Annotated in this window: 5 protein-coding genes; all 5 read right to left on the bottom strand. The window is 72.4% G+C overall.

Annotated features, from left to right (window positions below; genetic code table 11):
- Nucleotides 1-60 precede the first annotated feature (60 nt).
- The 5 genes from N7925_RS26990 to N7925_RS26970 all read right to left on the bottom strand — a co-directional run bounded on the left by N7925_RS26990 (nt 61) and on the right by N7925_RS26970 (nt 22,843).
- Nucleotides 61-2,922 carry an aminotransferase class III-fold pyridoxal phosphate-dependent enzyme gene (locus N7925_RS26990; RefSeq protein ID WP_274345425.1) on the bottom strand — a complete coding sequence of 954 codons (2,862 nt, stop codon included), beginning with the start codon at nt 2,920-2,922 and terminating at the stop codon, nt 61-63.
- Nucleotides 2,923-2,941: 19 nt separating this feature from the next.
- Nucleotides 2,942-13,318: a type I polyketide synthase gene (locus tag N7925_RS26985; protein ID WP_274345424.1), complete on the bottom strand. Its 10,377-nt coding sequence runs from the start codon at nt 13,316-13,318 to the stop codon at nt 2,942-2,944.
- Nucleotides 13,319-13,352: 34 nt separating this feature from the next.
- Entirely contained in the window at nt 13,353-19,658 is a 6,306-nt protein-coding gene (locus tag N7925_RS26980; protein WP_274345423.1) for a type I polyketide synthase, read from the bottom strand.
- A gap of 130 nt (nt 19,659-19,788) precedes the next feature.
- The gene (locus N7925_RS26975; RefSeq protein WP_265602006.1) at nt 19,789-21,693 is read right to left on the bottom strand and encodes a BTAD domain-containing putative transcriptional regulator; all 1,905 of its coding nucleotides are present in this window, start codon (nt 21,691-21,693) and stop codon (nt 19,789-19,791) included.
- A gap of 58 nt (nt 21,694-21,751) precedes the next feature.
- Nucleotides 21,752-22,843, bottom strand: a complete 1,092-nt coding sequence (locus N7925_RS26970; protein WP_274345422.1) for an HAD-IIIC family phosphatase — start codon at nt 22,841-22,843, stop codon at nt 21,752-21,754.
- Nucleotides 22,844-22,866: the final 23 nt, after the last annotated feature.

Below are 22,866 nucleotides of genomic sequence, written 5' to 3'. Positions count from 1 at the left end.
TCTCTGCTGATCAGGCCGGGCCATCGGCCGACGGCCCGGCACACGTGTGTTCCTCGTACCTCAGGGGGAAATCGTCACAAATCCGTGATGCTTCGCGAGGTCGACAACGGCTTCCACTCGCTCGCGAGTAAGAGGACCACCGGCCTTCGGAACACCAGAATCAGACATTGCGAGTGCGACTGTCTCAGCCATCCCCGCCAGCAATTCACCCGCAGCCAGCGAAGGGCTGAACCCACGCGGCAGAATACCGCCATTACTCATTGAAAGTATACCGCCCCTAACATAGTGAAGATCACCGCGAGACGCTGCCGCAGAATCCTCGGCGCCGCCGGCGAAGAAGGACAAATCGCCAACTACGGCGCCATCGGCGAGATACTTTTCATCGAGAACGGGAACCGGACTCGAATGCGCGGAGAACACCACCTGTGCGTTTCGCAGCGACAGCAGATCGTCGGAGGCGAAAACGTACGGATTGGTGTCGTAGGCGTCGCCGAGATAGGCCGCGATCGCCTCGCCGCTCGGCTCGTCGCCGGAGCGTCCCTCGGCCAGCCAGCCGGCGATGAGCGACTCGGACGACAGCGCCGCCGCGACGCCGGTCAGTTCTCCGCCGGCCGCGATCCGCGCCCAGGCCTCCTGGTAGATCCGGTGCTCCGTGGCCCGGAGCCGGTCCGCCGAACCGTCCCGGCCGCTGCCGACCAGCACGATCCTGGCGGCCCGCTCGGCACTCAGCGCGCCCAGAGCCGACCCGATGCGTCCGCCACCGCCGACGACCGCGACCGTCAGCCCCTCGAACCCGCCGAAGTGCTCGGTCGCCGCGTGCTCGACGGCGGCCAGGGCCGAACCCACCGCCAGCGCGCTGCCCGCGGTCAGCGAGACGCCGGGGACCCGCAGGCCGCTGCCGTGGTCGCTCACCGCACCGAGACCGAAGCCGAGGCCGACGACGCCGTTGCCGTCCGCCTTCGCCGCCCGCACCCGGCGGTCGAGGTCCAGGCCGATCAGGAAGGTCTGGCCCGCGGCCCGGTACTCCCGCAGCTGCTGCTGGGTCACCAGCAGCGGGTAGACGGTGAGATCCACCGACGTGCCCTGCGGCGAGTCGAACCTGACCGGCGCGAACGCCGGGAGGTCGTTGAGCAGTACGGACCGCCGGGCGTAGCCGACCAGGCGGTCGTCGTCCAGGTCGGCGAGCGACGGGTCGATCTCCCGCAGCATGTCCGGGGTCAGCGGGTAGCTGACGAGCGCCGCCTTCCGGTCGGCGGCCGCGGCCGCGTCGGCGGCGTCGGCCGCCTCCGGGCGGAAGTTCCTGATCTCCGCGCGGGGCAGGTCCTCCTCCGCGGCGCCGGTCAGCGGGTGGACCAGGGGCAGCGCGTCCTGGTTGCGCAGGATCTCGCAGACGCTGGTGAGGCCGGCCCGCAGCTGCTCGATCTCCTCGTCGCTGATGTAGATCGACGGTTCGATCCGCAGCATGGTCGGCACGCTCGCGGTCGGACCGGTGCGGATGTGGTGGACCAGCTGGAGGTAACTGCCCAGCTGGAAGACGAGCAGGCCCGCCCGCGCCTTCTCCCGGATGATCGGGGAGGCGGCGTCGGACTGGTCGGCGAAGTCCAGCCCGATGAGCAGCCCCTTGCCGCGCACGTCGGCCACCACGTCGGGGTAGGTCTCGGCCAGCTCACGCAGCATGCCGATGATGCGTGCGCCGCGCTCGGCGGCCCGGTCGTAGGCCGCGCCGTTCTCGGCTTCGAGCAGTTCGAGGGTCCGCAGGGCGATGGCCGTCGAGAAGCCGTCCTTGGCGAAGGTCGAGCTGTGCACCAGCTCGAACTCGGGACGGTAGCGCGACTGGCGGATCAGCAGGGCGGAGGTCTTGCCGATGCCGCCACCGAGCGACTTGCCCAGCAGGTAGTAGTCGCCGAACAGCCCGATGTCGGCGCTCGCGAAGAACTTCCCGGTCCGGCCCATCCCGGTCTGGATCTCGTCGACCACGATCGGGCACGCGACCTCGTCGCAGATCTCCCTGATCCGGGCGACGAACACGGGGTCCAGCTCGTGGATCCCGCCCTCGCCCTGGATCGGCTCGACGATCAGCCCGGCGACGACCGGGAAGTCGCGCTCGACGAGCGTGACCCTGCCGTCCACGACCTCGACGTCGAGCACGGTGGTGCGCTGCTCCGCGACGAGGTTCTCGAACACCGTCGCGTCGTCCGGCGACACGAACTTCACCGCCATGCCGAGCGACGTGAACGCCGCCCGGAACACGGGGTTGTAGGTGAACTGGGTGCTGCCGATCAGCTTGCCGTGGAAGGCACGCTCCAGCGCGAAGAACACCGGCGCGGTGCCGGCCCGCGCGATGTTGTGCGCGGCCACCGCACCGAGCAGCGCGCCGAACTCCTCGACAGAAGTCGGCGCCGCGGTGTCACCGGGCAGCGCGGACGTGTCGTCCGGCAGCGCGGCGGACCCGTCGAGCACCGCGTTCAGCGCGACATCGGCGTTCCACTCGATCTGCTCGAACAGGCTCTTCATCCGCAGCGCACGGTCGAACTCGCAGTGCTTGACCGCCGCTTCGACGGCCTCCGCCCCGCTGTTGGCGAAGGTGACCGAGTAGGGCTCGGCACCGGGGAACTCCCGGCCGAGTATCCCGTTGAGCACCGCGCCGACCTGGTCGGCGACCGGGTGCGCGGAGTGCTGGGAGTGGACCGGCCAGCGCGCGTCCAGCAACTCCTTCGCGTACGCCACGATCTCGGGGTGGTTGTGCCCGAGCATCAGGGACCCCCAGCCCCCGACCAGGTCGAGGACAGGCACCTCGGCACCGGTGTCGTCCAGGTAGTAGAGGGAGTTCTTCTCCGCCCGGACGTAGTCCACGTCCAGCCCGAACGTGCCGAGCACTCCGGTCAGCAGGGCTTCGGCATAGCGGGTGGGCTCTTTCACCATGTCTCCTTGATATCTGCGGTCAGTGGTTCGGGTGGGCGGAGGAGCGGCCCAGCTCCCTGTCGATGAAGTCGAAGACCTCGTTCTCGGTCGCGGTCTCGATCACGGCGGTCAGGTCGGTCTCACCGGTGGCCGCATCGGGCCGTGCGGGGGTCCTGGCCTTGTTCCAGCGGGTGAGGATGGTATTCAGCCGGGCGGCGATCTCCCGGTGCCCGACGCCTTCGTCGGCCGGCTCGTCGGCCGGGACGGCCATCAGCAGCGCCTCCAGCTTGTCCAGTTCGGACAGTGCGGAGCGGCGGCTGACGCCGTCGGTGACGTCGAGCCGCTCCATCAGGTGGTCGACCAGCACGTCGGGCGAGGCGTAGTCGAAGACAAGCGTGGTCGGCAGGGAGAGGCCCGTTTCCTCACCCAGCCGGTTGCGGAACTGGACGGCGGACAGCGAGTCGAATCCGGAGTCCCGGAAGGAGACCTCCCACTTGAGGTTCTCCGGCGTCGCGTGGCCCAGTATCGCGGCCGCCTCGGCGCGTACCAGGTCACGCAGGTACGTCTCCGCCTCGGTCCTGGTCATCGTCGCGAACCGGTCGACCGGCAGGTCGGCGCTGGCCTTGCGGCGTTCGGCACGCGGCACCAGTCCGCGCAGCACCGCCGCCACCGGCACGGAGCCGCGGCGCAGGGCGGGCAGGTCGAGCGGTGCCGGAGCGACGACGGCGTGCCCGCCTGCGAGCGCGGCGTCGAACAGCTCGGTCGCCTCGTCCTCGACGATCAGCCGCAGGCCGGACTGTCCGCCTTCGACCATCCGGCCCCAGGCGAGCGACACCGCGGGCAGTCCCGCGGCCCGGCGACGCGTGGCCAGGGCGTCCAGATACGCGTTCGCCGAGGCGAAGTTGGCCTGTCCCGGGGAGCCGAGCATGCCGACGACCGACGAGAACAGCACGAACAGCTCGGGCCGGGCCTCGGCGGTCAGCTCGTGCAGATGCCACGCGCCGTCCACCTTGGGCCGCAGCACCTTCGCGACCCGTTCGGTGGTGAGCCCCGTGAACACGCCGTCGTCCAGGACGTTCTCGGTGTGCACGACGCCGGTCAGCGGATGAGCGGCGGGGATGCCCGCGAGCATCGCGCGGACCGCGCCCCTGTCGGCCAGGTCGCAGGTGACCACCGTGACCGTCGCGCCGAGCGCGGTCAGCTCGTCCCGCAGCGGCCCGGCGGACGAGTCCGCCCCGTGCGGTTCTGCGAGCATCACGTGTTCCACGCCGTACGCGGTGACGAGGTGCCGGGCGAACAGCGCGCCCAGCTGCCCGTCGGCGCCGGTGACGAGGACGGTGCCGCCCGCCGCCGGTACGGGCGCCGCCGCGGCAGGTACCGCCGACGGCACGAGCTGCGGCGCGAGCATGCGCCCTTCCCGGACTGCGAGTTGGGGCTCGCCGGTCTGCGCGGCCAGGAACAGCAGCTCGGCCGAGGCCGGGTCGTCGTCCAGGTCGACCAGCACGATCCGGTCGGGGTTCTCCGCCTGGGCGGACCGCAGCAGACCCCATACGGCGGCGCCGGCCGGGTCGCGGATGTCGTCGGTCTCGTCGACGGCCATCGCTCCCCCGGTCACCACGACCAGGCGGTTGTCCGGGAGGTCTTCCTGAGCGAGCCAGGACTGTGCGACGCCGAGCGCCTCCTCGACGGCCCGGTGCACGGCGGCAGCCTGGTCGCCGGTGGGGTCGGGCTCCGACGGCCGAAACAGCAGGACGTCCCACGGCGTGTAGGAAGCCGCTGCCTCCTTGACGTCGCCGAACCGCAGCGGCGCGACGGCCGCGAGAGCGCCGTCGCCCTCGCCGAGCAGAGCGAGCAGGCTCTCCGGCTCGTCGCTGTCCGCCGACTCGACAGGCGCCCAGCCGAGTTCGAACAGCGAAGCCGTGGCCGATGGGGCGGACACCGCGCCGCCCCTGGGCGTCAGGTGTACGGGGGCCAGGCCCACCGACCCGGTCAGCACCGGCAGCCCGGCCTCGTCGGTCACGTCGAGGCGGAAGGTGTCCCGTCCGGCGGGGGTGAGGTGCACGCGCAGGACGGTCGCCCCGTCGGCGTGCAGGGTGATGGCCTCCCAGCTGAGCGGCTGCGGGACCGAACCGTCCCGTGCCGTGTCGGAGCGGCCGGTGAACAGCGGCTGCACGGCGGCCTCCAGCAGGGCCGGGTGGATCCCGAACCTGCCGAGGTCGGCGACTGCCGCGTCGGGGAGGCGGACTTCGGCGAACAGTTCCTCCCCTCGGCGGAACACCGACTCCAGGCCCTGGAACACCGGCCCGTAACCGTGGCCCGCGTCCGCGAGGTCCTCGTACGCCCAGTCCACCGCCGAGGCTCCGGTCGGGGGCCAGGTGGCCGGCTCGGTCTCCGGCGGGACGGCGGCGGGGGCCAGCACGCCGGTGGCGTGCACGGTCCACATCCCGTGCAAGGCGTCCTCGCCCAGGCCCTCGGCGGGCCGGCTGTAGATCCCGACCGACCGCCGCCCGGTGTCGTCGGCCGCGCCGGTCACGACCTGCACCTGCAGGGCCGCCCGGTCGGGCAGGACGAGCGGCTCGGTGATCGTGAGTTCGTCCAGCACCGGGCAGGCGGTCGCGTCGCCGGCCCGGATCGCCAGCTCCACCAGGGCGGACCCGGGCAGCACCGGCACACCGGAGACGACGTGGTCCGCCAGCCAGGGGTGCGTGGTGAGCGACAGGCGGCTGGTGAACACCAGCTCGTCCCGGCTCGCCACCGCGACGGCCGCGCCGAGCAGCGCGTGCCCGGAGCCGGGGTCGGGGACGGAGTCGCCGTCGCCGGTCGACGCGGCGAGCCAGTACCGGTCGCGCTGGAAGGGATAGGTGGGCAGCTCGGTCCGGCCGGCGCCGGTCCCGGCGAACACGGCAGTCCAGTCGACGGCCGCGCCGGCGACGAACAGGCCGCCCACACCGTCGAGGACCGCGCGGACGCCCGGCTGGTCGTCGCGTCGCAGGAGCACCGACCCTTCGCGTACGCGCCCGGGGCCCGACTCGGCGAACCGGGTCACACGCTGTTCGTGCATCCACCGCTCGGCGTCGGCGATCCCCTCCGACCCGGGCAGCCCCAGCGGGTCGCCGGCGGTGACCGGCCGGCCGGTGCGCAGCGACAGCACCGGTATCCGCGGTTCGGTGAACGTCACGTCGGGCCCGTCCTCGGCCATCAGCCGTGCCGCGTCGGCCGGCGAGAGCGCCCCGGCGGCGTACGCGGCGGCGATCTCACCGGCCCCGGTTCCGGCGACACAGCCGAACGTGACACCCCAGGACCCGACCAGGCGGAACAGCGCCACCTCGGCGGCGAGGAGGACCAACCCGTCCTTCTGTCCGCCGAGTTCGGCCAGTACCTCGTCGAAGGCCTTCGCGTACACCGGCGCGGTCGCGTACAGCTCCGGGTCCGGTCCCTCCATGGAGCGGCCGGTGAACAGGTACGCGGTCCGGCCGTCCCGGGCCGCGGGCGCCTCGTCCTCGGCGATCGCCCGCAGCCCGGCCAGGGTCTGTGCGGCATCGCCGGTGACGAGCACCGCGCGGTGATCGAACACCGACCGGGTCGCGAGGGAGAACCCGATGTCGAGCGGGTCCGGGGCGGCGTCGGAGTCCACCAGGGACGACAACCGCGTGGCCTGCGCGCGCAGCGCCTGCGGCGTCTTGGCCGACAGCACCCACGGCACCGCCGGCAGGGACGCCCCACTGTCCGCAGGGGAGGCGGCGGGCTCGTCGGGGGCCTGCTCCAGGATGACGTGCGCGTTGGTGCCGCTCATGCCGAACGCGGACACCGCGGCCCGGCGCGGCCGGTTCAGCTCGGGCCACGGGCGGGTCTCGGTCAGCAGCCGCATCGCACCCGAGGACCAGTCGACCGCGGACGTCGGCTCCTCCGCGTGCAGGGTCTTCGGCATCAGGCCGTGCCGGATGGCCATGACCGCCTTGATCAGCCCGCCCGCGCCGGCGGCGTGCTGGGTGTGTCCGATGTTCGACTTCACCGACCCCAGCCAGACCGGGCGGTCCACCGGCCGGTCCCTGCCGTAGGTCGCCATCAGGGCCTCGGCCTCGATCGGGTCGCCGAGCCGGGTGCCGGTCCCGTGCGCCTCCACGAGGTCCACCTCGGTCGGCGCCAGGTCGGCGTTGGCCAGCGCCTGCCGGATGACCCGCTGCTGGGAGGGGCCGTTGGGCGCGGTCAGGCCGTTGGACGCACCGTCGGAGTTCACCGCACTGCCCTTGAGCACGGCGAGCACCGGGTGCCCGTTCCGTCGGGCGTCGGACAGCCGTTCCAGGATGAACAGGCCGACGCCCTCCGACCAGCCGGTACCGTCCGCGGACTCGGCGAACGCCTTGGACCGTCCATCGGGTGCGAGCGTCCGCTGGCGGGAGAACTCGACGAACCCAATGGGCTGTGCCATCACCGTCGCACCGCCGGCGAGTGCGAGGGAGCACTCACCGCTGCGCACCGCGTTCGCGGCGAGGTGCATCGAGACCAGGACCGACGAGCACGCCGTGTCGATGGACATCGTCGGGCCTTCCAGCCCGAGGACGTAGGAGACCCGGCCGGAACCGAAGGACGGGGTCGAGCCGCTGAGCAGATAGCCCTCCGTGCCGCCCTCGGCCGTGCCGGCGCCCGCGCCGTAGCTCTGGTCGGTCAGTCCGGTGTAGACGCCCGTGTTGCTCCCCCGCAGCGAGAGCGGGTCGATGCCGCTGCTCTCCAGCGCTTCCCACGAGGTCTCCAGCAGCAGCCGCTGCTGGGGGTCGAGTGCCTGCGCCTCGCGCGGGGAGATCCCGAAGAAGCCGGCGTCGAAGTCGGCGACGTCGTGGACGAATCCGCCTTCGCGCGGGTAGAACGTGCCCGGCTTGTCGGGGTCCGGGTCCCAGAGCTGCTCGATGTCCCAGCCGCGGTCGTCGGGCATGTCCGATATCGCGTCCACGCCGTCCGCGATCAGCTTCCACAGCCCCTCGGGCGTGTTGGCCCCGCCGGGGAAGCGGCAGGCCATCCCGACGATCGCGATGGGGTCGTTGGCGCCCCCGGGGCCCGGGACGGACGCGGCCACGGCCGCGGCCCGATCCGGCAGTTCACCGCTCAGTTCGGACAGCAGGTACTCGGCGAGCGCCGAGACCGTCGGATAGTCGAACACCAGGCCGGGCGACAGCTGGAGGCCGGTGGACGCGATCAGCTGGTTGCGCAGCTCGACCCCGGTCAGCGAGTCGAAGCCCAGCTCGCGCAGGGGCACGGTCTCGCTGATCCGCTCGCCCGCACCGAACCCGAGCACCGTGGCCACGGCGGTGCGTACCAGGTCGGCGACGTGCTCACGCCGCTCGGGCTGCGCCAGTGCGGCCAGCCGGGCGGCCAGCGCCTGCTGGTCACCTGCGCCCTGCCCCACCACCCGGCGGGCCGAACGTCCGGCCAGGCTGCGCAGCATCGAGGGAACCCGGCCCGAACCGGACCGCAGCGCCCGCAGGTCCAGGTCGGCCGGCAGCGCCACCGGGTCGCTGGACGCCACCGCCCGGTCGAAGAGCGCCGTACCGCTCTCCGCGGAGAGCGGCCGGAGGCCCGACTGCCGCTGCTTCTCGGACGTGGCGGTACTGGCCCCTGCCTGCATGCCGCCCTCGGCGGCCCACAGACCCCAGCCGAGCGAGAAGGCGGGAAGCCCGTTCGCCCGGCGGTGCTGTGCGAGCGCGTCGAGGAAGTGGTTGGCCGCCGAGTAGTTGGCCTGACCCGCGTTGCCCAGCGTGCCGGCGAGCGAGGAGAACAGGACGAAGAGGGTGAGGGGTTGGTCGCGGGTGAGGTCGTGGAGGTGCCAGGCGGCGTCGGCCTTGGGGCGGAGGACGGTTGTGAGGCGGTCGGGGGTGAGGGCGGTGATGATGCCGTCGTCGATGATGCCGGCGGTGTGGACGATGCCGGTGAGGGGGTGTTCTGGGGGGACGGTGTCGAGGAGGGCGGCGAGGGCGGTGCGGTCGGCGGCGTCGCAGGCGGTGATGCGGACGGTGGCGCCCAGGGCGGTGAGTTCGGCCGCGAGTTCGGTGGCGCCGGGGGCGTTGTCGCCGCGTCGGCTGGTGAGCAGCAGGTGGCGTACGCCGTAGTCGGTGACCAGGTGCCGGGCGAACAGGGAGCCCAGCGCGCCGGTTCCGCCGGTGACCAGGACCGTGCCCTCGGCCGCCACCTCCGGCCGCACCACCTCCACCGGGAAGCGCGGTGCCAGGCGGGGCACGGTCACCGCACCCGCGCGTATCGCGACCTGGTCGTGGCCGGCCGCCAGCACGGCGGGCAGGACCAGGAGCGAGGCCGGGTCGTCGTCGACGTCCGCCAGCACGATCCGGTCGGGGTGCTCCGCCTGCGCCGACCGCAGCAGGCCCCACACCGCGGCGCCCGCCAGGTCAGGATCGGCGTCGTTCTCCCCGGTGACCACCGCGCCGCGGGTCACCGCGACGAGGCGACTCGACAGGAACCGGTCGTCGGCCAGCCACTCGCGCAGCAGTTCCAGTACCTGGGCCGTCGTGTCGTGCACCGACTCGACGGGATCGGCGCCGGGCTGTCCGGCACAGGCCACGACCAGTACATCGGCCCCGACCGCGTCCGGCAGCGTCGCCTGGCGGTCGAGCGCCAGTACATCGCCGGCCGGCCAGTCGGGAGAGCCGATCAGGGCCCAGCGTCCTGCGGGCTCGGTCGGCGCCACCTCGGCCGGGTTCCAGTCCACGCCGAAGAGCGAGCCCGTCGTCGCCTCCCGCGCGGCGGACCGGTCGGCCGACACCGGGCGGGCTTCCACCGACCGGACCTCGCCCACGGGCCGGCCCGCCTCGTCGGCGAACTGGACCAGGCAGGATGTGCCGCCCTCGGTCTCGTTGTCGATGAGGACCCGGACCCGCAGTGCGGTCGCACCGGTGGCGTAGAGGCTGATGCCGCTCCACACGAACGGCAGCAGCAGGGTGAAGTCGTCGCCCGCGTCCGTGATCGCGGCGACGACCCGGGGGTGGATGGCCGCGTCGAACAGGGCGGGATGGATCCCGAATCCCGTGACGTCCGTACGGTCCGGAAGCGCCACTTCGGCGAAGAACTCGGCGCCGTCGGCGGCGTCTCGGCGCCAGAGTGTCCGCAGCCCGCGGAAGACCGGGCCGTAGACGTAGCCGCCCTCCGCGAGCCGGTCGTAGAAGCCGTCCGTCTCCACGGGTTCGGCGCCGGCGGGCGGCCACGCACTCAGTTCGAAGCCCGGCGCCGGGGACGAGGAGGCCAGCGTGCCGGTGGCGTGGCAGACCCACTCGTCCTCGTTCTCCCGGCAGGAGTGGATCGCGAACGGCCGGTCTCCGTTCTCCTGCGGTTCCTTCACGACGACCTGGACGCGCACCCCGCCGGTCGCGGCAAGGACCAGCGGCGCGGCGACGACCATCTCGGCCACGCCGGCGCAGCCGGTCTCGTCGCCGGCCCAGAGCGCCATGTCGAGCAGCGCGGTGCCGGGCACCAGGGCCCGGCCGCCCAGCTCGTGTTCGGTGATCCAGGCGTGTGTCCGTGCCGAGAGGCGGCCGGTGAACACGACCTCGTCGGCGCCGGCGACCCGTACGACGGCGTCCAGCATGGGGTGGCTCGCGGCCGTCTGGCCCGCCGAGACGACACCGCCGGAGGAGTTCTCCAGCATCCAGTAGGGCTGGTGTTGGAAGGGGTAGGTCGGCAGGTCGACCAGTGTGGCCCCGGTCCCGGTGAACACCCGCGCCCAGTCCACCCCGTGACCGGCCGCGTGGACCCGCGCCAACGCCGTCAACGCGGTCACCACCTGCGGCTGCTCCCGCCGCTGCACCGCCACGAACACCCCGTCCGCCACCACATGCGGACCCATCGCGCTCAGCACACCGTCCGGACCGACCTCCAGGAACGTGGTCACCCCCCGCTCCCGCAACCGCACCAGCTGATCCGCGAACCGCACCGGCTCCCGCACATGATCAACCCAATACCCCACCGAACACACATCCGCCACATCCGCCGCCATCTCCACCGACGGCTCACAGAACTCCACCCCCTCCAGCACCGCGGCGAACTCCTCCAGCACCGGATCCATCAACGGCGAATGAAACGCATGGGACACCGACAGCCGGTTCGTCTTCACTCCCCGCCCGGCCAGCACCCCGACCACACCCCCGACCGCCGACTCCGCACCCGAGACCACCACCGACGACGGACCATTGACCGCCGCCAGACCGACCCTGTCCTCCAGCCCCACCAGCAACTCGGCGACCTCCGCCTCCCCGGCCCGGACCGCCACCATCGCCCCACCCGCGGGCAACGCCTGCATCAGCCGGCCCCGCGCCGCCACCACCCGGCATGCATCCGCCAGCGACCACACACCCGCCACATAGGCCGCCGCCAGCTCACCGACCGAATGACCCGTCACACAGTCCGCCCCCACCCCCCACGACCGCACCAGACGAAACAACGCCACCTCCACCGCGAACAACGCCGGCTGCGTCCACCCCGTCTCATCCAGCCCCGCACCGGAGAACACCACCTCCCGCAACGAACCCGGCACCAGCCCGTCGAACCCCGCACACACCTCGTCGAACGCCTCCGCGAACACCGGGAACCCCTCGTACAGCTCCCGGCCCATCCCCGCCCACTGCGCACCCTGACCGGTGAACAGCACACCCACACGGCCCTCACCCGCCACACCCGACACCACACCACCGGCAGACCCACCGTCCGCCAACACCCGCAACCCCGCCACCAGCTCCTCACACCCCGAAGCCAGCACCACACCACGATGCTCGAACACCGACCGCGACACCGCAGCCGACAACCCCACATCCAGCACACCCACACCACCGCCCGACACCACACCCGCCAGACGACCCGCAGCCTCCCGCAACGCCCCCGCCGAACGCCCCGACACCACCACCGGCACCACCGGAAGCGACACGGAGGAAGCGGGTGCCGACGCGGACACCGACTCGGGTGCCGACGCGGACGCCGACTCGGGCGTCGCCTCGGACGGCGACTCGGGCGTCGCCTCGGACGGCGGCGCGGTCGCCGGTGCCTGCTCCAGGACGACGTGCGCGTTCGTCCCACTGATACCGAAGGAGGAGACCGCGGAGCGGCGGGGCCGGCCGGTCTCCGGCCAGGGCTGTTCCTCGGTGACCAGTTCGACCGCTCCCGCCGACCAGTCCACCGCGGGCGACGGCTCATCCACATGCAGCGTCCTGGGCACCACACCGTGCCGCATCGCCATGACCATCTTGATCACACCGCCCACACCGGCCGCCGCCTGGGTGTGCCCGATGTTCGACTTCAGCGAACCCAGCAGCAGCGGCTGACCGTCCGGCCGGGACCGGCCGTACGTCGCCAGAAGTGCCTGCGCCTCGATCGGGTCACCCAACGCGGTGCCCGTGCCGTGCGCCTCCACCACATCCACCTCGGCGGGCGACAGACCGGCGTTGGCCAGCGCCGAGCGGATGACCCGCTGCTGGGAAGGACCGCTGGGCGCGGTCAGCCCGTTGGACGCACCGTCGGAGTTCACCGCACTGCCCCGCACCAGACCCAGCACCGGCAGCCCGCGCTCCCGCGCCACCGACAACCGCGCCAGCACCAGCATCCCCACACCCTCGGAGAAACCGGTCCCGTCAGCCGCCGCCGCGAACGCCTTGCACCGACCGTCCACAGCCAACCCGCGCTGCCGGGAGAATCCCACGAACACACTGGGCCCGGACATCACGGTGACGCCGCCCGCCAGGACGATCTCGCACTCGCCGCCCCGCAGGGCCTGCTCCGCCAGATGGATCGACACCAGTGACGACGAGCAGGCCGTGTCCAGCGTCATCGTCGGCCCCAGCAGGCCCAGGGAGTAGGAGATCCGGCCCGACGCGACACTGGTGGTGCCACCGGTGAGGACGAAGCCCTCCAACTCCTCGGGGGCCGCCCCCGCCCGGGGCATGTACTCCTGCGGGACCACGCCGACGAACACACCGGTGTCGGTGCCCCTGAGCGACGCCGGGTCGATGCGGGCGTTCTCCAGGGCCTCCCACGAGGTCTCCAGCAGCAGCCGCTGCTGCGGGTCCATCGCCAGTGCCTCGCGCGGCGAGATCCCGAAGAACCCCGCGTCGAAGTCGGCCGCGTCGGAAAGGAACCCGCCCCGCGTGAGGTACGTGGTGCCCGGTGCGTCGGGATCGGGGTCGTACAGCCGGTCGAGGTCCCACCCCCGGTCGGTCGGGAAGTCCGTGAGGGCGTCCCGACCGTCGCGGACCAGCTCCCACAGTTCCTCGGGGGTGCCGGCGCCGCCCGGGAAGCGGCTTGCCATACCAACGATCGCGATCGGCTCGTGTGCGGCTGCGTCAGCGTCGCGCAGTTCCCGCTGGGCACGCCGCAGGTCCGTCGTGACCCGCCGCAGGTACTCTCGAAGCTTCTGCTCGTTGGTGGACATTCCGGGCGGCCTTCTTTCGTTCGGACGAGCAGGGTCAGGCGGTGTCGAGTTCGCTGTCGATGAAGTCGAAGAGTTCGTCGTCGGAGGCCGCGGCGAGGTCCCGCTCCTCTCCCCCGTCGACGGGCGCCGCCAGTCGACGGAGAACCTCCTGCAGCCGCTTGGTGAGTTCGCCCCGCTCGCTCTCGTCGAGCTGTGCGACGGTCAGCCGGTCGAGTTCCGCCACGACCGACCGCACGGTCGTCTCCTCGGTCGGTACGAGCAGTTCGTCGAGGAACCCGGCGAGCTCGGCCGATGTCGGATGGTCGAACACGACGGTGGGCGGCAGCCGCAGCCCAGTGGCGTTGCCCAGCCGGTTGCGCAGTTCCACCGCGGTCAGTGAGTCGAACCCGAGTTCCTTGAAGGTGCCGTCCCCGTCGATCGCATCCGCCGTGCCGTGCCCGAGCACGACCGCCGCCGACTCCCGTACCAGTCGCAGCAGTTCGGCGCGCCGCTGCGCCGGGGCCAGTCCGAGGAACCGGTCCGTCCGTGCCGCCTCGGCCGCCGACTCCGCCACCCGTCGCCGGGCCGGCGCCGCCGGCTCCAGGGCGGACAGCACGTCGGGCACCGGGTGGCCGCTCAGCCGCAGGCGGGCCACGTCGAGCGGCACCGCGACCGCCAGCGAGCGGTGGAATCGGAGTGCGGCGTCGAACAGGGCCAGCCCCTGCTCGTCACTGATGGCGCCCAGGCCCATCCGGGACACCCGGTCCCGGCCCGCGTCGCCCAGATGGCTCGTCATCGCGCTGACCTGCTCCCACAGGCCCCAAGCGATCGACGTGCCGGGCAGTCCCCTGCCGCGCCGGTGTTCCGCGAGACCGTCGAGGTAGGCGTTGGCAGCGGCGTACCCGCCTTGGCCCGCGTTGCCCAGCACGCCGGCGGCCGAGGAGAACAGCACGAACAGGGAGAGGTCGTGCTCCTGGGTCAGCTCGTGCAGGTCCCATGCCGACCGCGCCTTCGTCCGCAGGACGGTGTCGAGGTCGTCCCGGGTCAGGGCTTCCAGTACGCCGTCGGAGAGCGCTCCGGCCGCATGGATCACTCCGGTCAGCCGGTGGGCCGAACTCACCACGTCCGTGAGGGACTTGCGGTCGGTGACGTCACACGCCACGACCGAGACGTCGGCACCCGCCGCCCGCAGCTCTGCGGCCAGTTCGTCCGCGCCCTCGGCCGCCGGGCCGCGCCGGCTCGTCAACAGCAGTCGGCGTACGCCGTGTTCGGCGACCAGGTGCCGGGCGACGACTCCGCCGAGCACCCCGGTACCGCCGGTGATCAGCACCGTACCGTCGGGGTCGAGGGGTGTGGGCAGCGTCATGACGATCTTGCCCACGTGCCGTGCCTGGCTGAGGTAGCGGAACGCCTCCGGTGCCCGGTGCACGGCGTACGTGGTCAAGGGCATCGGCCGGAGCGCGCCCGCGTCGAACAGGACCCGGATCTCCTCCAGCATCTCCCCGAGGCGGTCGAAGCCCGCTTCCATCACGTCGAACGCCCGGTAGCTCACACCGGGGAACCGCTCGGCGATCTCCTCGGCGTCGCGGATGTCGGTCTTGCCCATCTCCACGAACCGGCCGCCGCGCGGCAGCAGGGCCAGCGACTCTTCCACGTGCTCGTTCGCCAGTGAGTTGAGCACCACGTCCACGCCGCGACCGCCGGTGGCGGCGGCGAAGTGATCGGCGTAACCCAGGCTGCGGGAGTCGGCGAGGTGATCGTCGTCGAAGCCCCAGGCGCGCAGTGCGTCACGCTTGCCGGAGCTGGCGGTTCCGAACACCTCGACGCCCCAGTGCCGGGCGAGCTGCAGTGCGGCGAAGCCCATACCGCCGGTCGCGGCGTGCAGGAGCAGCGATTCTCCCGACCGGAGCCCGGCCAGATCGGCGAGGCCGTAGTACGCCGTCAGGTACACCACCGGAACACCGGCGGCCTGTGCGAAGGACAGCCGCTTGGGCATCGGGACAACGAGCCTGCGGTCGGAGACGGTGACCGAACCCAGGCCGCCGGTGAACAGGCCCATCACCCGGTCGCCGGGAACCAGCCCGGTGACGCCGGGACCCACCTCGCGCACGATGCCCGCGCCCTCGCCCAGCGACGACCACTCGTCGGGCGCCACCATGCCGAGTTCCAGCAGGACGGCCTTGAAGTTCAGGCCGCCCGCGCGGACCTCGATCCGTACCTCGCCCGTCTCCAGGGGACGCAGGGCCTCGGGGCAGGGGCTGAGCGACATGCCGTCGAGTTCGCCGCGGTAGGTGAGGGAGAGCTGCCACGGCTGGTCCCGCGGCTCCACCAGCGCCGGCGACGCGGCCGCGCGGACGAGTCGCGGCACCGCGGCGAGTCCTCCGTGCAGGACCAGTTCCGGATGACCGGCGGCCATCGCGGCGGGCAGGGCGCTCAGCGTGAACGGATGGCCGTCGGCGTCGATGTGCCGCAGCCGGCCCGGGTTCTCGGTACGCGCGGTGCGCAGCAGACCGGTGACGGCACGGTGGGTGAGGTCGTCGGCGCGGGTGAGTACGGTGAGCGGGACCGTGTCGAGGTGTTCCTCGGCGAGCCAGTCCCGCACCACGTCGAGTGTCCGGGCGACGACCTCTTCGAGGTCTCCGGTGGGGCACGTCCACAGGGCGCCGGTCGCCGGCGACGACGGGGCCGGGCGGTCGCCGCCGTCGGCCGCCAGCGTCACCCACTCCTGTTCCGCGGGCGCGTCGGGCAGCTCCACGGGCACCAGGTCCAGGCCGAACAGAGCCGAGACGTCCGTGCGCGTCCGTCCAAGTGCCGCCGTGTCCACCGGCCGCAGCACGAGCCCCCCGACGGAGGCGACGGGCTGTCCGGACTCGTCGGTCACGAGTACGGCGACCGCCCCGGACTCGGCCGGGGAGAGACGCACCCGGACCGTCCTGGCACCGGTGGCGTACAGGTGTACGTCGGTCCAGCTGAACGGTATGCGGACGCTGTCCGCCTCGGCCAGGCCCGCCGCGTGCAGCGACGCGTCGAGCAGCGCGGGGTGCAGGCCGAAGCCGGTGACCTCCTGCTCCTCCGGCAGCTTGACCGACGCGTAGAGCACGTCGCCGTCCTGCCAGGCGGCACGCAGGCCCTGGAAGGCAGGCCCGTAGAGGTAACCGCGGTCGGCGAGGGCCTCGTAGAACCCGTCCACCGGCACGGCGACCGCGCCCGGCGGGGGCCAGGAGGCCAGTTCGTCGGGTGTCCCGGGCTCTTCGGCGGTCAGGAGGCCGTCGGCGTTCCGGGTCCAGTCGTCCTTCCCGCTCGCAGCCGTGTACACGCTCACCGGCCGTCCGTCACCGGTGTCCGAGCCGATCACCACCTGGAGGTCCAGGTCGGCGTCGAGGACGACCGGCGCGTGCAGGGTCAGCTCGGCCAGGTGCCCGCATCCGACCTGGTCCCCGGCGTGCAGGGCCAGCTCCACCATCGCGGTACCGGGCAGGAGCACCGAGTCGCCGACCCCGTGATCGGCCAGCCACGGCCGGGCGGTGCGGGAAAGCCGTCCGGTGAGGACGAGTGTGTCCGCGTCCGCCGTGCGCAGGGCCGCGCCCAGCAGCGGGTGGTCGGCGGGCCGCAGCCCCAGCGCGGCGGTGTCCCCGGCCCCGGCGGTCTCCAGCAGCCAGTAACGGGCGCGCTGGAACGGGTACGTCGGCAGCCCCGCCCGGGTGGACGGAAGGTGCCAGTCGATGTCGACGCCGTGCACGTACGCCTTGGCCAGTGCGGTGCGCAGACGCGTCGGACCGCCGTCGTCCCGGCGCAGCGAGTCCAGGACGACCACGTCGGAGACCTCTGCCTCCTCGGCCGTCGCGCCGATGGCCGCCGTCAGCCCGGGGTGCGCGCTGACCTCGACGAACACCCGGTGCCCCTGTTCCAGGAGCCGGCTGGTACCCGCGGCGAAGTTGACGGTGTGGCGCAGGTTGCGGACCCAGTACTCGGCGTCCAGTTCCGGGCCGGCCAGTATCTCGTTGGTGACCGTCGAGTGGAACGGGATCCGGGTGGAGCGGGGTGTGACGCCGGACAGGGACTCGATGATCTCGTCCCGCAGGGCCTCGACGTGTGCCGAGTGCGAGGCGTAGTCCACGGGGATGAGCCGCGCGCGTACGCCGTCGGCCTCGCAGACCTCGACGAGGTCCGCCAGTTCGGCGGGGGTGCCGGACACGATCGTGCTGCCGGGCCCGTTGACCGCGGCGATCTCCACCTTGCCCTCGTACCGCTCGATGCGCAGCGCCGTCTCGGCGGCGGAGAGCTGGACGGACCCCATACCGCCGGTGCCGGCCAGACGTGTGATGGCCTTGCTCCGCAGGGCGACGACGGCGGCGGAGTCTTCGAGGGAGAGCGCGCCGGCCACGTACGCCGCGGCGATCTCGCCCTGGGAGTGGCCGATCACGGCGTCGGGGGCCACGCCGTAGTGCTCCCACAGCGCGGCCAGGGAGATCATGACGGCCCACAGGGCGGGCTGCACGATGTCCACCCGGTCGAGCGGCCCGGCGAGTTCGTCGAGGAGGTTCCAGTCGACATGGGGGGCGAGGGCGGCGGCGCAGCTGTCGAACTGGGCGCGGAAGACGTCGGATTCGCGGCGCAGGTCGAGCGCCATGCCCGACCACTGCGATCCCTGGCCCGGAAAGACGAACACCTTCTTGCCGTGCGGGCGCGCGGTGCCGAGCAGTACGTCCGGGAACGGCCGCCCGTCGGCGAGCGCCTGGAGTCCCGGCAGCGGGTCGTCGCCGGTGACGGCCGCGCGGTGCGGCAGCTGCGGCGCGCTGGTGGCGAGGGCGCCCGCCACGGGTGCGTCGGGGTGGGCGGTGATGTGGGCGTGCACCTGCCGGGCCCTGGCCGCGAGCGCCGTCGCCGACGAGGCGGACAGCAGCAGTGGCACCGCGGTGTGCGCGGGGGCCTCCGGGGCCGGGTCGGCCTCCGGTACGGGCTCGGGTTCGGGTGCCTGCTCGATGATCAGGTGGGCGTTGGTGCCGCTGATCCCGAAAGCCGAGACCGCGGCCCGGCGCGGTCGGCCCGTCTCGGGCCAGGCCCGTGCTTCGGTGAGCAGTTCGACCGGGCCGGACGCCCAGTCCACGGCGGGTGTCGGCTCCTCCACGTGCAGCGTCTTCGGCAGCAGACCGTGCCGGAGCGCCTGCACCATCTTGATCACGCCGCCGACACCGGCGGCGGCCTGGGAGTGCCCGATGTTGGACTTCAGCGACCCCAGCCAGAGCGGCTGGTCGGCGGGTCGTTCCCGGCCGTAGGTCGCGAGGAGCGCCTGCGCCTCGATGGGGTCGCCGAGACTGGTTCCCGTACCGTGGGCCTCCACCGCGTCCACCTCGGACGGGGCGAGGCCGGCGTTGGCCAGTGCGCGGCGGATGACTCGCTGCTGGGACGGCCCGTTGGGCGCGGTCAGACCGTTGGAGGCACCGTCGGAGTTGACCGCGCTGCCCCGGATCACGGCGAGGACGGGGTGGCCGAGCCGTACGGCGTCCGAGAGCCGCTCCAGCACCAGCATTCCCGCGCCCTCGGACCACCCTGTGCCGTCCGCTGCCGCCGAGAACGCCTTGCAGCGGCCGTCCTCGGCCAGTCCGCGCTGGCGTGAGAAATCCACGAACGTGTCGAGGCTGGGCATGACCGCGGCACCGCCGGCCAGCGCGAGGGAGCACTCCCCCGCGCGCAGGGTTCGGCTCGCCAGGTCCATGGTGACCAGCGAGGACGAGCAGGCGGTGTCGACCGTCAGCGTCGGCCCCTCCAGGCCCAGCAGATAGGAGATCCGGCCGGAGGCGACACTGGCCGCGCTGCCGGTACCGCCGAACCCGTCACCGCCCTGCCCGGACTCCTCGGCTCCGAGCCCGTAGTGCTGGCCGCTGTGGCCCATCAGCCCGACGAACACGCCGACGTCGCTGCCCCGCAGGGACTGCGGGTCCATGCCGGTCCGTTCCAGGGCCTCCCACGAGGTCTCCAGCAGCAGGCGCTGCTGGGGGTCCATCGCCAGGGCCTCCCGCGGGGAGATCCCGAAGAAGTCGGCGTCGAACTCGGCCGCGTCGTGGAGGAATCCGCCGCCCCGGGCGTAGAAGCTGCCCGGCACGCCGGGGTTCGGGTCGTACCGCCCTTCGATGTCCCATCCGCGGTCGGTGGGGAAGTCCCCGACCGCGTCCCGGCCGTCGGCCACCAGCTCCCACAGCCCGTCGGGCGAGACGACTCCGCCCGGGAAGCGGCAAGCCATGCCGACGATCGCGATCGGCTCGACGGCGGCCCGCTGCATCTCGTGCAGACGGTCACGGGTCTCCTGCAACTCCCCGACAGCCTGCTTGAGGTAGTTGCGCAGCCTGGCCTCGTTCTCCATCGTGTTGTCACTCCTCCAGCCGAGTACTCAGCCTCGCCAGTTAACCGTGCAGGGGTGGTGGTCAGCCGGGTTCGAGAACCTCAGATCCGGCAGCAAAACTGGCTCCCCGGACCAACGGACGAAGCCGTGGTCAGCCGACGGGCCGGCAGAGCTTGCGCACTTCGTACTCCGCCGGTTCGCCGACGGGCGGGGCGGCCGGCACCGGCTCGAGGGTCATCCTGGTGACGTGGTGCTGGCCGGCGCCCCAGCGCGGTCGCCTGCGGAACAGTTCCGGCCGCGCCGCGACGACCACCAGCACCGGCATCGGCCGCGGTGGGTCGAGGAGATCCTCGATGGTCTCCAGTACAACGTTGTCGGCGAGGTGCAGGTCGTCGACGAACACCACGAGGGGGCGTTGGTCGGCGGGCAGCGCCGTGTCCGGTCCGGTGATCAGCCCCGTGGCGCCCAGCCGCATGATCGCCGCGTTCTCCACCCGCCGTTCGAACTGCTTGAGCAGCGGTGTCTTGCCGATGCCCGGTGCCCCGAGCACCATGACCAGATGCGGCCGGGAGCGGCGGCGGACACGTTCCAGCAGGCTCCTCAGTATGTCGAGTTCGGGTTCTCGGTCCGGGAGCGCGGGCGGGGCCGCTGCCTCACCGCACCGCCCTTGGACGGTCCAGCGTGGCTGCGGGCCGCCCTCCCAGTCGTAGCGGATCGTCGCAGCCGTCAATCTCCTGGTCCGGTCGCAGACCACGATCTCCGTGGGCTCGGCGAACTGCAGCAGGGACTCGCATGCGACGAGGAGGGAGCCGTTGACGGGCAGCGACGCCAGGGGGCTCTGGTCGGGGCGGGCGGGGATGTCTCCCGTCGACACGGCGACCCGCAGTTCGGGCCGCTCGCCCTCCGGCGTATCGAAGCAGATCCGCTGCCGCAGTGCCATGGTGGCGCGGACCGCCCGCCCGGCGGCCCGGTCGGTGCGGTCCTCCTGCGGGGACGTGGGCTTGAACAGGGCGAGCGTGACCGAGCCGGTCGCCCCGGCGACGACGCCGCCGAACCGCTCCACCACTTCGCGCGCGGTCTTGGCGGTGCGTTCCATGGCTTCGCCGAGGTCGGCGCCACGGCTCCCGGCCCCGAAGTCCGTGCGGATCAGAACGGCGCTGACGCTGCCTCCGGCACGTTCGTGCACCGGTGGGGCGGACGGGGCCGACGAGAGGACGAAGCGGTCGCGCTGTTCGTGTCCGCGGCCGGACCCGGAGATCCCCGCCGGCCCCCGCGCGGGCCCGGCGGGGGCCGCCAGGGACGGGTCGTGCACCAGGACCGCGTGCTGCAGCAGCCGAAGCTCCCGGCTGGGCTCCAGACCGACCTGGTCGCCCAGCCGCTGCCGCACCTTACGGTAGGCGGCGAGGGCGTCGGCCTGCCGGCCGCTGCGGTACAGCGCGAGCATCAGCTGGCTGCACGCCCGCTCCCGCAGCGGCTCGGCCTCGACCATCGTCTCCAGGTCGCCGAGGACGGCCTGGTGGCGGCCGTTGGCCAGCTCGGCCTCGTAGTAGTCCTCCATGACGTCCAGCCGGGCGTTCTGCAGCGCCGTCAGCTCGGTCCAGGCATGACCGGCCTCCACCAGATCGGCCAGCGCCTGCCCACGCCACAGGGAGAGTGCCCTGCGCAGGATGACCGCCGCCGTGTCGGGCCGACCCGCCGCCAGCTCCGCGCGGCCGGCCTGCGCCTCGGTGCGGAACCGGAACATGTCGACCTGCGCCGGGTCCACCTGGAGCTGGTACCCATGCGGGCACGTCAGCAGGGTCGGCGGACGATTGTCCACCCGGGTGTGCTCGGCGAACACGACCCGGAGCCCCCGGACGGCGTTCTGCAGGATCTTCCGCGCCGTCGGAGGAGCCCCCTCGCCGTCCCACAGTCCTTGCAGAAGTCTGCTGGTCGCCACCTCGCGGTTGGCGTTGAGCAGCAGCAGACCCAGTGTGGCCCGGCGCCGGTCGCCGCCCAGAGGCATCGCTACCTGATTGACCATCAGCTTCAACGAGCCGAGCACCAAGAACTCCAAGACAACCCCCCGTTGGATGGTTCGTGTTCCGCGCGTCAGGCCTGTGGCCGGTCGCCGCCTACAGCCATTCCGACTCTGCCCCGCCGACGAGCGGCTCAGGAGCGAAGACGCGCATGGTGACCGGCGGAGCCTGCCGGACGGCCTCGAGGTGCAGGCACTCGGTCCCCTCGGGCAGTGAGAACGAGGACAGACAGGCACACTCCGCCGTGGTGAACCCCGCGAACCGGTAGGCCACTTCCATCATCCGGTTGCGCTCGGTGCGCCTGAAGTCGGCGACGAGGTGCACACCGGCCCGCGCGGCGGCGTCGGTGAGCCACCGCAGCAGCACCGCGCCCGCGCCGAACGAGACGACACGGCACGAGGTCGCCAGCAGCTTGATGCGCCAGGCCTGTTCGGTCTTCTCGATCAGCATGACCCCGACCGCCCCGTGCGGTCCGAATCGGTCGGTCAGCGAAACCACCAGCACCTCGTGCTGCTCGTCGGACAGCAGCGAGCGCAGCGCGGCGTCGGAGTAGTGCACGCCCGTCGCGTTCATCTGGCTGGTCCGCAGGGTCAGTTCCTCGACCCTGGTGATCTCCTCGTCCCTGGCCTTCCCGATCCGCATCACCAGGTCGAGCGAGCGCAGGAAGTCCTCGTCGGCACCCTCGTGCTTCTCCCGCTCCAGTTCCCGCTCGAAGCCGGCCCGGTACATCTCGCGGCGTCGGCGGGCGTCGACCGTGACCACCGGCGGGCTGAACTCGGGTAGGCCGAGGAGCGCGCCGGCGTCCTCGGCCGAGTAGGTCCGGACGTCGGGAAGGTGGTATTCGACTTCGGCACGCTCGGTGGGCAGGTCGTCGATGAACGCGATCGTCTTGAGCGAGAAGTTCAGACGCTCGGCGATCCTGCGCACGGAGTCGGACTTGGGGCCCCAGCCGATGTGCGGCAGGACGAAGTACTCGGCCAGGCCCAGCTCTTCGAGCCGGCCCCACGCCTCGTCGTGGTCGTTGCGGCTGGAGACGGCCTGGAGCACGCCCCGCGCGTCGAGTTCGGTCACGACCTTGCGGATCGCGTCGTCGACCTCCACATGGCCGTCTTCGAGGAGCGTGCCTCTCCACAGGGTGTTGTCGAGGTCCCAGACGAGGCACTTCACGATCGGTAGGGATTCTGACATGCCAACTCCATTCCGTGAGAAAC

The organism is Streptomyces sp. CA-278952, assembly GCF_028747205.1.
Taxonomy (GTDB): domain Bacteria; phylum Actinomycetota; class Actinomycetes; order Streptomycetales; family Streptomycetaceae; genus Streptomyces.
This window is presented reverse-complemented; position numbering and strand designations above follow the sequence as displayed.